This window comes from Caenimonas aquaedulcis (genome assembly GCF_015831345.1).
In the GTDB taxonomy this organism is placed as follows: domain Bacteria; phylum Pseudomonadota; class Gammaproteobacteria; order Burkholderiales; family Burkholderiaceae_C; genus Ramlibacter; species Ramlibacter aquaedulcis.
Genome location: NZ_JADWYS010000001.1, coordinates 3664204 through 3676075, shown reverse-complemented (window position 1 = coordinate 3676075; position 11872 = coordinate 3664204). Strand labels below are relative to the sequence as shown.

The window sequence follows — 11872 nt, the reverse complement described above, 5'->3', positions numbered from 1 at the left end:
AACCCCTGCAAGGAGGAGTCGCCATGAAGCGATCCACACTTTCCGCGCGCCACCTGCTGGCGCCCCTGCTCGCCGCCCTCGTCCTCGCCGGCTGCGCCACCGCTCCCGCGGAATACGCCGCGCCGGTCGAAGTGCCCGCGAAGTTCAAGGAGGCATCGGCCGTCTGGGCCGTGGTCGCCCCAGCCGAATCGCAGGACCGGGGCACCTGGTGGAAGGTCTTCGCCGACCCGGCGCTCGACGCGCTGGTCGAGCGCGCAGGCGCCGCCAATACGAGCATCCAAGAAGCCGCATCGCGGCTGGCGCAGGCGCGCGCTGCACTGGGCCGGACGCAGGCCGACCGCCTGCCGCAGGTCGGCCTCGGCAGCGGCGCGGTGCGGCAGGCCGGCGCGAACACGGCCAACGGCGCGGCGCCCGCGACCCTCACCACGGCGGGCGCCACGCTGTCCTGGGAGCTGGACCTCTTCGGCCGGCTTGCCCGCGCCAACGACGCCGCGACGCTGGACGCCCAGTCGCGCGCGGCGCTCCTGCAAAGCACGCGGCTGCTCGTTCAGTCCGAAGTCGCGCAGACCTACCTGTCGCTGCGCGCCATCGACGTGGAGCGCGCGCTGGTGCGCGAAACCGTGACGGCCTATGAAGGCACGCTGCGCGTCACGCAGCGGCGGCACCAGGCCGGTGACATCGCCGAACTCGACGTCGCACGCGTGGAAAGCGAATTGGCGGCGACGCAGTCGGAAGCGCTCGCGCTCGACAGGCGCCGCGCGGAACTGGAGCACGCGCTCGCGGTGCTGGTGGGCGACGCGGCCTCGACTTTCGCCCTCACGCCCGGCGACTGGACGACGGCGCTGCCGGCGATCCCCGCGGGCATCCCGGCCACGGTGCTCGCGCGGCGCCCGGACGTCTCCGCCGCGCAAAGCGGCATGCTCGCGGCGCAGGCGCGCCTGGGCGTTGCGCGCGCCGCGTGGTTCCCGAATGTGTCGCTCACCGCCGCGGGCGGCTATGCATCGCCCGAGCTCGGCGACCTCTTCAAGTGGACGGCCCGCGCGTGGAGCGTCGGTGCGCTGTTGTCGCTGCCGATCTTCGACGGCGGCAAGCGCCAGGCGGGCATCGACGATGCGCGCGCGCAACTCGAGGGCGCGTCGGCCTCGTACCGCGGGCAGGTGCTCACCGCGTTCCGTGAAGTCGAGGACCAGCTGTCGTCCCTGCGCTTGCTGCAGGAGCAGGCCCAGGCGCAGGCGCGCGCCGTCACCTCCGCGAGCCGCGCCACCGTGCTGTCCGAATCGCGCTACCGCAACGGCATGGACAGCCAGCTCGAACTGCTGGATGCGCGCCGCAGCGAACTGCGCAACCGGCGCCAGGCGCTGCAGGTGCGCGCGGGGCAATACCAGGCGACGGTGGCGCTGATCCGCGCGCTGGGCGGCGGGTGGGGGACGCCGTCCTGAGGCGAGCGCCCGGCGCTACTGCCAGTCCCCGCCCAGCGCCTTCACCAGCAGCACCGCCACCAGCATCCGCTGCCCCTGCAACTGCGCCAGCTGCCGCTGGCTCGTGAGCAGCGACTGCTGCGCGGTGATCACGTCGAGGTAAGTCGCCACGCCGCCCTCGTAGCGGTCGGTGGCGAGCTGCAGCACGCGCCGGGCACTCTGCTCCGCGAGGCGCGCCTGCGCGAGCGCGCGGTCGAGCGCGGCGCTGCCGCTGATGCCGTCCTGCACTTCCTGCATCGCCACCAGCACCGTGCGGCGGTAGTTCGCGACGGTGAGCTGGTAGCCCGCCTCGGCCATCGCCACGTTCGCGTCGGTGCGGCCCGCATCGAAGAGCGGCTGCGCGATCGAGACGCCGAGCGACCACAGCAGGCTCGGCGCGTCGAAGAGCGTGGACAAGGCGCGGCTGTCCACGCCGAGGGAGGGGCCCAGCGTGATGTTCGGGTAGTAGGCCGCGCGCGCCACGCCGATCTGCGCGTTGGCCGCGGCCATAGCCCGTTCTGCGGCGGCGACATCGGGCCTGCGCTGCAGCACGTCCGCGGGCACGCCGAGCGGCACGGGCGGCGCGGTGCGCGCGCTCGCCTCGGGTGCGAGCGAGAAGAGCTGCGCGGGGCGGCCCGTGAGCGCGGCGATCGCGTTCTCGAACTGCGCGCGCTGCCGGCGCAGCACGTCCACCTGCGTCAGCGTCGAATCCAGCAGCGCCTGCTGCTGCGCGACATCCAGGCCCGAGGTCGCGCCCAGATCATGGCGCGCCGTCGCGAGCTCCAGCGCCTTTCTCTGCAGCGCGATGGATTGCGCGAGCACGTCGAGCTCGATGTCCAGCTCGCGCAGGTTGAAGTAGTTCGCGGCGAGGTCCGAGGCGAGTACGAGCCGCACGTTCTGCAGGTCCGCGGCCGACTGCTCCGCCGTCGCGCGCGCCGCGTCGACGGAACTGCGCACGCGGCCCCACAGGTCGGCCTCGTACGCCACGTTGAACGACAGCGCGAAATCGTTCTGCACGGTCGAGAAGTTGGGCGAGTTGTAGTTGCTGAGCGGCCGGTTCTCCGACGACTTCTGCCGCTGCACCCTTCCCCCCAGCGACAGCTGCGGAAACAGCCCCGCCGACGACGCGTCCGCGGCGGCACGCGCCTGGGCGAGCCGCGCGACGGCGGCCGCGAGCGTGGGGCTGGCAGCGAGCGCCTGTTCCTGCAATGCATCGAGCTGCGCATCGCCGAAGCGCTTCCACCACGGGCCGCGCACGGCGGCATCCTGCGGGCGCGCCTCCTGCCATGGCGCTTCGACCTTCCACGCGGCGGGCATGTCCAGTGCGGGGCGCTGGTACGCCGGGCCTGCAGCGCATGCGCTCAGCGCGGCCGCAGCCGCCACCCATGCAAGACGCCAGCTCATGGCTTTGCCGGCGTGCTGGCGGCAGGCTTGGCGTCCGCGACCACCTGCACTTTGTCGCCATGGGCGAGCGAGTCGGACGGGTTCAGCACCAGCGATTCCTTGCCGCTGAGGCCCTCGAGGATCTCCACCGTCTCGCCGTAGTTGCGACCGACGCGCACCGGCTGCAGCTGCACCTTGCCTGCCGCGTCCAGCTTGGCGACGAGCACGCCCTGGCTGCGGAACAGCAGCGTGTTCGACGGCACGGTGAGCGCGCCGCTGGGTGCGGCGGCCAGCGCGACGTTGACGAATGCGCCCGGCAGCAGCGCGCCATCCTTGTTCGGCAACGACACCTCCACCTGCATCGTGCGGTTGCTGGCGTCGATGGACGCGGCCGTGCGTGCGACCTGGCCGGTGAAGCTGCGCCCGCGGATCTCCGCCTGCGTCACCACCGCCTGCTGCCCGGGCTTCACGAGCTGCGCGTAGGCCTGCGGCACGTTGACGTAGACGCGCAGCGGGTCGGTCTGCGACAGCAGGAAGAGCGGCTTGTTGCTGTCGATGAGGTCGCCGATGTCGACGTTGCGTTTGGTGATCACCCCGGAGAACGGCGCGACGACGCGCTTGAAGCTTTCGAGCTGCTTGAGCCGCTCCACGTTCGCGTCAGCGCCCGCGAGGTTGGCACGCGCCTGCGTGTACGCGCTGCGGCGCTCTTCCAGTTCCTGCTGCGACACCGCGTCGCGCTTGCGCAAGGCTTCCCAGCGTTCCACCGTCGTGCGCGCGAGCTCGAGGCTCGCGGCCGTCTGGTTGCGCGCGGCCACGGCCTGCGAGAGCTGCTGGTCGAGCTCGGGCGTTTCCACTTCGGCCAGCAGGTCGCCCTGCTGCACGCGGCTGCCGATGTCGTGCACCCACCGGCGCAGGTAGCCGCCCGCGCGCGAGGACACGGGCGCCTGCACGAAGCCCTGCAGCGTGCCGGGCAGCGTGAGCGTCTGGCCGGCGCCGCCCGACTTGACGGTGGTGGTGCGCACGTACTGCAGCGCGCCCTGCGCGGCGCCCTGTTCCAGGTTGCGCGCGGATGCGATGCGGCTGATGACGGTGCGCGCGGCGCCCAGCGCCAGCAGGACCAGGACGGCGATGAGGGCGATGCGCGCGCCGCGCGAGACGCGCCGCCTCTGCGCGTCGTCGGCGGGTGGCAGGGTGGAATCGACGGACATGGGAGTCAACCTTCTTGCGGCAGCGCGGCAGGCGCCTGCGGTGGTGCGCGGCGCGCGTGGCGTCTCGCGAGGCGTTCATGGATGCCGGCATAGAGCACCGGCACGAACAACAGGGTGGAGACGGTGGCGAAGAGCAGCCCGCCGATCACGGCGCGGCCGAGCGGCGCGTTCTGCTCGCCGCCCTCGCCCAGGCCGATCGCCATCGGGATCATGCCGATGATCATGGCGAGGGCCGTCATCAGCACGGGCCGGATGCGCGTCGCGCCCGCGTCCAGCGCGGCCTGCAGGGGCCCGACGCCTTCATCGCGCTGCTGGCGCGCGAAGGCGATCACCAGGATGCTGTTGGCGGTGGCGACGCCCATCGTCATGATCGCGCCCGTCAGCGCGGGAACGCTCAGCGTCGTGCCGGTGATGAAGAGGATCCACGCGATGCCCGCGAGCGCGGCCGGCAGCGCCGCGATGATGATCGCGGCGTCGATCCAGGACTGGAAGTTCACCACCACCAGCAGGTACACCAGCACGATCGCCATCGCGAGGCCCAGGCCGAGGCCGGCGAAGGAGGACTGCATCGTCTGCACCTGGCCGCGCAGTTCGATCTGGTTGCCGCGCTTGAGCCTCGGCTTCATCTCGTCGGCGATGCGGCGCACCTCCGAGGCGACGCTGGCGAGATCGGTGCCCTGGACGCTCACGTAGACATCCAGCGCGGGCGCGATGTTGTAGCGCGTGACGATGGGCAGCTGCCGCCCCTGCTGCGCCTGCACGAGATTGCCGAGCAGTTGCGGCGAACCGGTCGCGCCCGCGCCGGCCGGCGCCACGGGGATGCCGAGCAGCGAGTCGATGGAGTCGAGCTGGTATTGCGGGCTCTGCACCACGATGTTGTAGACCACGCCGTTCTGCGGATTGAGCCAGAACGCGGGCGCGGTCTGCGAACTGCCCGAGAGCGCGATCAGCACGTTTTGCCCGACGTTCGTGGCCGACAGGCCGAGCTGCTGCAGGCGCGTCCGGTCCATCTGGAGGCTGAGCGCGGGACCGTCCATGCGCTGGTGCAGGTGCGCATCGACGGCGCCGGGGATCGCGCGCACGCGCTTGACCAGTTCGGCGGCCAGTGCCGCATTGCCCTCGAGGTCGTTGCCCGTGAACTGCACGTCGATGGCAGCGGGCAGGCCGAAGTTCAGGATCTGCGTGACGATGTCCGCGGGCTGGAAGAAGAATTCCACTCCGGGGAAGCGCTTGGGCAATTCCGCGCGCAGCAGCGTGACCCAATGCTCGGTGGGCCGGTGACCTTCGCGCAGCGACATGAGGATCTCGCCGTCGAGCGTGCCGATGGTCCCCGCGTTGCTGTACGAGAGGTTGATGCCGCTGTTGGGGATACCGAGGTTGTCCAGGACCGTTTCGAGCTCCTCGCGCGGGATCAGCTCGCGGATCGCCGCCTCGACCTGGTCGGCCAGGCGCGCGGTTTCCTCGATGCGCGTGCCGGTGGGTGCGCGCATGTGCAGGCGGATCTGGCCCGCATCCACCGTGGGGAAGAAATCCCGTCCCAGCAGGGGCACGAGCAGGCAGGACAGCACGCAGAACGCCATGAAGGCCAGGCCGAAGTTGCGGCGATGCGCGAGCAGCGACGTGAGCAGCACCGCATACGCGCCGCGCAGCCGCTCGAACTGCCGGTCGAACGCGAGGTAGACCCTGCGCAGCGGGCCCGGCGCGTCGTCGTTCACGTCGTGCGACTTCGTCATCAGCATCACGAGCGTGGGCACGAGGCTGCGCGAGAGGAAGTAGGAGGCGATCATCGCGAACACCACCGCCTCGGCGAGCGGCACGAAGAGGTAGCGCGCGACGCCGGAGAGGAAGAACATCGGCACGAACACGATGCAGATGCACAGCGTGGAGACGAAGGCCGGCACGCCGATCTCGCCCGCGCCGACCTCGATCGCGTCCAGCAGCGTCCGCCCCTCGTGCATGTGCCGCTCGATGTTCTCGATGGTCACGATCGCCTGGTCCACCAGGATGCCGACCGAGAGCGCGAGGCCGCCCAGCGTCATGATGTTGAGCGTCTCCCCGAGCGCGAACAGCACGAGGATGGACGCGAGGATGGACAGCGGAATGGTGATGGCGATGATGAGCGTGCTGCGCCAGTTGCCCAGGAACAGCAGCACCATCAACGCCGTGAGGCCGGCCGCGATCACGGCCTCGGCCACCACGCCCTTGATCGCGGCGGTGACGAAGATCGACTGGTCGAAAAGCGGCGTCACCTTGATGTCCGCGGGCATCTGCGCCGTGGCGATGGGCAGCATCGCGCGCAGGTTGGAGACGATGTCCAGCGTGGACGCGCCGCCGTTCTTCAGCACCGACAGCAGCACGCCCCGCTGGCCGTCTTGGCGCACCACATTGGTCTGCGGCTGGAAGCCGTCGCGCACGTAGGCCACGTCGCGCAGGTAGGTGGTGGCGCCGCCGCTGGTGCGCACGGGCAGGTCGTTCAGCCCCGCGAGCGCCTCGGGCGAGCCGTTCATGCGCACGGTGTATTCGGTATCGCCGAGCTTGGCCGTGCCGGAGGGCAGGATCAGGTTCTGGGTGTTGACCGCATTCACCACGTCGGCGGGCGACAGCCCGCGTGCCTGCAGCGCCTGCGTGTCGAGGTCGACCGAGATCACCTTGACCTTGCCGCCGTACGGGAACGGGATCGCGACGCCGGGCACCGTGACGAGCCTCGGCCGCAAGGTGTTCACCGCCGCGTCGAATACCGACTGCTCGGGCAGCGTGCCGCTGGAGAGCGCGAGCTGGAGCACCGGGATGCTGGAGGCCGAGTACTTGATGACGAGCGGCGGCGTGATGCCCGGGGGCAGCTGCCGCACCTGCGTCTGCACCGAGGCCACCGTCTGGGCGATGGCGTTCTGGATGTTCGCGCCCGGCTGGAAGAACACCTTGATCACGCTGATGCCCGGCAGCGAGGTCGATTCGATGTGCTCGATGTCGCTCACCACGGTGGTGAGGCCGCGCTCGCTCGACGACGCGATGCGCTGGCCCATCTCCTGGGCGGGCAGGCCGTTGTAGTTCCAGATGATCGAGATCACCGGGATGTTGATTTCCGGGAAGATGTCCGTCGCCATGTTGCGCAGCGCGAGCGGGGTCGCGAGCACGATGAGCATCGCCATCACGATGAACGTGTAGGGGCGCCGCAGCGCCAGCGAAACCATGGACATCCGGGGGACCGCCTGACGGGACAATGACCTTGCGGATAATACGTGAGCGTACGGTTTCCAGCGTGTAAAGTAGGCCCGGTCCGCAGCCCACCAGCGAGAAGTACAGATGGACGATTTCAGCTTCACCGACAACCCCGCCGCGCACCGGTTCGAGCTGCGCCACGGGGGTGCACTCGCCGCGCACGCGGACTACACGCTGGGGGGCGGCACCATCACCTTCGTGCACACCGAGGTGCTGAAGGAATACGAGGGCCAGGGCCTCGGTTCGCGGATCGCGAAATCAGCTTTCGAGGAAGTCCGCAGGCGGGGCCTCGAGGCCATCCCGGTCTGCAGCTTCATGGCGGGCTACCTGCGCAAGCACCCGCAGGAGCAGGACATCCTGGGCGAGCGGGGCCGCAGCGCGATGGAGCGCTGAGGCCATGACCATGGAGGTGCGCCTGGTGCGCCTGCGCGACTACCTGGACGTCGTGCTCGACGGAAAGCTCGACCTGGAGCAGCTGCTCGCCGTGATCGATCGCGTGGGTACCCTCACCCGCGACCACGGCGACGATCGCCTGCTGTTCGACCTGTCCGGCATCGACGGCATGCCGCATGTGGCCGGGCAGATGCAGCTGGGCGAGCAGGTCGTGCGCTCGCTCTCGCACCTCACCCGGGTCGCGTCGGTGGTGCCGGCCGAGCGGATCACCCGCTCGAGCGAGGCGATCGCCCAGGCGCGGGGCTTGCGGCTGAAAGTGTTCGCCACGAGAAGGGAGGCGATTTCCTGGCTGCGCGAAACCGAACGCGGCGCGCCCGAGCCGGACGCGATGGATCCCGCGCGTGCGGCCATCTGGGACGTGGTGCGGCACCTCTTTCCGCAGCACGCGCAGGCGATCCAGCTGCCGAGCGGCACGCTCGCCATTTCCTGGGCCGTGGCGCGGCATGCCGGCGCGGCGAGCGAGATGGCCACGCCCATCACCGTGCGGCTGGAACCGGAGCTCGAGCGGCGGATGGAAGGCGCGGACGAGGAGCAGCGAAAGCGGATCGCCGCCTCGCTGGAGGCGGAGTTTCGCGCGGGACTGATGGGCTACGACCCGTTCACCGACGTGCCGCGTGCCCGCGTCATCGTGCTCGGCTGATCAGCGGCGCGCGATGCCGCCGCCCACCGGCAGGTAGCGCAGCAGCTTGCTCACGCCGTCGCGGCCGCTCGCCGCGCGTCCCACGAGGGCGGTGCCCGCCATGAGGCCCAGCGTGCGGACCATCATCGACGGATGGCGGCGCGTGAGCAGCCAGGCGCCCAGGCCGGCGCCCAGCACCATCCAGTGCTCGCCGGGCACGCCCTCGCGGGCGTCGTCGTAGTCCTTGATCTTTTGCAGCGTGCTCGGCTGCGGATAGTCGCTGTCGCGCATGTCGTTCTTCTCCGGTGTGTGCATGTGAACCCCCATCGTACGAACGCGCGCGGCGCGGGCTCGTAGGAAGCCGCCGCGTCCAGCACATCCGTACGTGCAAGGACAAATAGACCACCACGCGTCGCGAATCTGGGCGACGATGGCAGGCCCCGCATCACCTATCTGCAGGAACACCATGAGCCCCAAGATCGCCGTCATCGTCGGCAGCATCCGCAACGACTCCCTCAACCGCAAGCTCGCGCTCGCGCTGGCAGCGCAGGGCCCGCAGGACTTCAGCTTCGAGCACGTCCGCATCGACGACCTGCCCAATTTCAACCAGGACCTGGAGAAGGATCACGGGGAGGCGGTGAAGCGCTTCAAGGGCGAGATCGCTTCGGCGGCCGGCCTGCTGTTCGTCACGCCGGAATACAACCGCTCGATCCCGGGCCTGTTGAAGAACGCGATCGACCACGGCTCGCGGCCTTACGGCCAGAGCGTGTGGGCGGGCAAGCCCGCGGGCGTGATCGGCATTTCATCCGGCGCGATCGGGACGGCACTCGCGCAGCAGCACCTGCGCAACGTGCTCGCCTACCTGGACGTGCCGACGCTCGGCCAGCCCGAAGCCTTCATCCAGAACAAGGAAGGCCTGCTGGACGACAAGGGGAACATCGGCGTCGAGGCGACGCAGAAGTTCCTCAAGTCGTGGATGGACAAGTACGCCGCCTTCGTCAAGCAGCACACGAAGTCCTGATCAGGGCTTGCGGCCCTCGCCCCGCGCTTCGCTGGCGGCCTCGCGCCGCGCCTCGCTCGCCGCTTCGCGGCGGCCGAAGCCGCGCGGCGTGCGCGTCTCCGACGCACCGGCCGCGGGCGGCTGAGCCGGCGGGCCGGAGCGCGCGTTGGGCGCTTGCGGTGCGGCGGGCGGTGCAGCCGGACGCGAGTCGGCAGGACGCGCCTCCGCGGCGGGCGGCTGCGGCGGCGTGTTGCGGGCTGCGGGCGGCTGCGGGCGTGAGGCTTCCGGCGCAGGCGGCGTCACGGCAGGCGGCGTGGGCCGCGCCGGTGCAGGCGTGGGTGCAGGCGCAGGCGTCGGCGTGGGTGCAGCCGCCGGTGCCGGTGCCGGCGTTGGCCCCGGTGCGGGCGCGGCCGCAGGCGGCGGCGTCAATGCCGGGCGACCGCCGGCCGATGCACCCGGCCGTGCGCCACGCTCTTCGCGCGACCTTTCTTCCGAACGCTGCTCGCGGCCGCGTCCCGGCCCGCTCGCGCCCGGCGCAGCCTGCGGCGGTGTCGGTGCGGCCGCGGGTGCCGGCGCAGGAGCCGGTGTGGGCGCCGGAGCCGGCGCGGGTGTCGGTGCAGGCGCCGCCGCACGGGGGGCCGGCGTGGGCGCAGGAGCCGGCGCGGCGGACTGGACCGGCGGCACCATCGGCGCGGGCGCGGAAGCGCGGGCGGGCGGCGCAGGCGGGGTCGCCGGCGTGGCGGGCGCGGGGGGGGTGGGCGGTGTGGCAGCGGCAGGCTGCGACGCGGTCCTCGCGGGTGGCGGGGGTGTGCCCGGTGCGGACGCAGGCGCCTGCGGCGCGGACGCTCCGGCCGCGGGCATCGGCGCACTCGCGGGCTTGGGCGGCGCCGCGACGGCCGCGACCGGCGGCACGACGGTGATCGGCGGGGCCACTGCGGCAGGCGCGGGCGACGCAGGCTTCACCGCGGCCACCGCGGCCGCGTCATGCGGCTTGCCGGTGTTGTCGGCGATGGTCTTCTGGCGGACCTCGAAGGCGACGGGCGGGGGCGGCGGCTTCACTTGCGCGACGACAGGACGCGTCTGCGCGGCTTCCGGCGGCTTGGCGGCCTGCGCGGGTGCGCCACCGACGATGCTGGTGCGCGAGGGCGCGACATTCGCCACGGCGCGCGGCGGCCCGCTCGAGAACATCTCGCGCGTCACCTGCACGCGCTCGCGCTCCACCGGGCGCGACTGCGCGAAGGCGGCGGCGAGCATCGCCACCACGGCGCCGGGCACGCCCTGGTTCACGTACGTCACGTTCGCCGGCGGCGGCGCGTTGTACTGGTTGACGATCACCGTGCGGTTGCTGATGTAGGTGTTGCTGGTGTTCACATTGGTGAAGTACTCGCGGCTCACGGCGTAGGACGGCCGGTACACCTCGCGCGGGGCGAGCGGGAACCAGCCGACATTGCCGCCGCCGCGCGGCCCGTCGCCGCCGACGAAGGCGACGAGCGCGGGCGCGTACACGGGCCGCACCGTCGCCGGGCCGGGCACCCAGGCCCAGCCGATGTCGAGGTGGACCCAGCGGCCGTAGTGCGAAGGCGCGAAGCCCCACGCGGCGTCATCGACCCAGGTCCAGCCCCAGGGCTCCACCCAGGACCAGTGCCCGTCGCGGTAGGGCGCCCAGTCGCGCGACACGCGGCTGGGGATCCACACGTTGCCGTAGTCGTTCACCTTGCGCCACGTGCCGTTCTGGTCGAGGTCCTCGTAGCCGATCATTTCGGCAGACACATAGCGCCGCGACGGCGAGGAATCCCAGCGGCGGTCGCGCTCGGCCGCGAAGCGGTCGAGGTCGTCCTGCCGCCACACGGCATAGGTTTCGTAGTCGCGCAGGCCGTTGCCGTAGAAGCGGTAGGTCTGCTTGTCCTTCACGATGAAGGCGCGGCCTTCGCCGTAGACATTGGCCAGGCCGCCACGCACGGAGACGGTCGTCGCGCGGCCGTCGGGATCGACCACCACGCGGTAGGTGCCCGGCGCCTTGATGGAATAGGCGAGGTTGGGCGTGTCGATCTCCACCACCTGGTTGCGGTCGAGCTTGCGCACGCGGATGCTGAGGGTGCCCTGCGTGAGCTGGACCTGCGCGGTGCGGTCGTCGATGTTGAGCAGCGTGAGGCTGGTCGCGCCGCCCACGCGGATCGCGGTGGACCCGAGCTGCAGCTCGGCGCGTGCGCCGTTCTCCACCCACAGGCGGTCGCCCGTCACCATCGGCCGGTTGATGTTGGCGCGCACCCAGTCGCGCTCGCCGCCGGGAGAGAAGCTGGAGGCTCCGCTCAGGTAGGAAAGCCGCGCGACGCGCGAAGGAGGGTCGGCCAGTGCGATGCCGCCGATGGCGAGCAATGCAGCGAGGATCGTGGGGGCGAAGCGCTGGCGCAGCGTCTTGTGGGTCATGTCGTCTCCTGGAATCGCGGGGATGCGATACGCCTTCGTAGGCTACGTCCGACGTGGCTGAGCTTGCGTGGGAGAGCGCGCCGCGCAGGTGTCGGCGGTTTCCGAC

The 11872-nt window shown here is 71.3% G+C and carries 9 protein-coding genes; 4 read left to right on the top strand and 5 right to left on the bottom strand.

Features of this window, described 5'->3' with window-relative positions; genetic code table 11:
• The first annotated feature begins 23 nt into the window (after window positions 1-23).
• On the top strand, window positions 24-1439 hold the full coding sequence (locus tag I5803_RS17640) for an efflux transporter outer membrane subunit (protein WP_196987628.1): 1416 nt from the start codon (window positions 24-26) through the stop codon (window positions 1437-1439).
• Window positions 1440-1454: 15 nt separating this feature from the next.
• Here I5803_RS17640 and I5803_RS17635 read toward each other — a convergent pair whose 3' ends face one another.
• Genes I5803_RS17635 through I5803_RS17625 form a run of 3 tightly spaced genes read right to left on the bottom strand, consistent with a single transcriptional unit; the run spans window position 1455 to window position 7245 of the window.
• Window positions 1455-2861: an efflux transporter outer membrane subunit gene (locus I5803_RS17635; RefSeq protein WP_196987627.1), complete on the bottom strand. Its 1407-nt coding sequence runs from the start codon at window positions 2859-2861 to the stop codon at window positions 1455-1457.
• Window positions 2858-4048 (bottom strand): efflux RND transporter periplasmic adaptor subunit, encoded by a 1191-nt coding sequence (locus I5803_RS17630; protein ID WP_196987626.1) that lies wholly within the window; start codon window positions 4046-4048, stop codon window positions 2858-2860. Before I5803_RS17630 ends, I5803_RS17635 begins: the two co-directional genes overlap by 4 nt.
• A 5-nt stretch (window positions 4049-4053) precedes the next feature.
• Window positions 4054-7245, bottom strand: coding sequence for an efflux RND transporter permease subunit (locus tag I5803_RS17625; RefSeq protein ID WP_196987625.1), 3192 nt, complete (start codon window positions 7243-7245; stop codon window positions 4054-4056).
• Window positions 7246-7351: 106 nt separating this feature from the next.
• Here I5803_RS17625 and I5803_RS17620 point away from each other — a divergent pair, with 106 nt between their 5' ends.
• Together I5803_RS17620 and I5803_RS17615 are read left to right on the top strand one after the other, a co-directional pair.
• On the top strand, window positions 7352-7660 hold the full coding sequence (locus tag I5803_RS17620; RefSeq protein WP_196987624.1) for a GNAT family N-acetyltransferase: 309 nt from the start codon (window positions 7352-7354) through the stop codon (window positions 7658-7660).
• A gap of 4 nt (window positions 7661-7664) precedes the next feature.
• Complete coding sequence (locus I5803_RS17615; RefSeq protein WP_196987623.1) at window positions 7665-8360, top strand: SpoIIAA family protein; 696 nt, start codon at window positions 7665-7667, stop codon at window positions 8358-8360.
• Here the strand turns inward: I5803_RS17615 and I5803_RS17610 are convergent, their stop codons facing one another.
• Window positions 8361-8654: a hypothetical protein gene (locus I5803_RS17610; protein WP_196987622.1), complete on the bottom strand. Its 294-nt coding sequence runs from the start codon at window positions 8652-8654 to the stop codon at window positions 8361-8363.
• 151 nt (window positions 8655-8805) lie between these two features.
• Between I5803_RS17610 and I5803_RS17605 the strand changes: the two genes are divergently transcribed.
• Complete coding sequence (locus tag I5803_RS17605; protein WP_196987621.1) at window positions 8806-9360, top strand: NADPH-dependent FMN reductase; 555 nt, start codon at window positions 8806-8808, stop codon at window positions 9358-9360.
• On the opposite strand, the gene I5803_RS22345 is transcribed toward I5803_RS17605, so the two are convergent.
• On the bottom strand, window positions 9361-11766 hold the full coding sequence (locus I5803_RS22345) for a DUF6600 domain-containing protein (protein WP_196987620.1): 2406 nt from the start codon (window positions 11764-11766) through the stop codon (window positions 9361-9363).
• Between the last annotated feature and the right edge of the window lie 106 nt (window positions 11767-11872).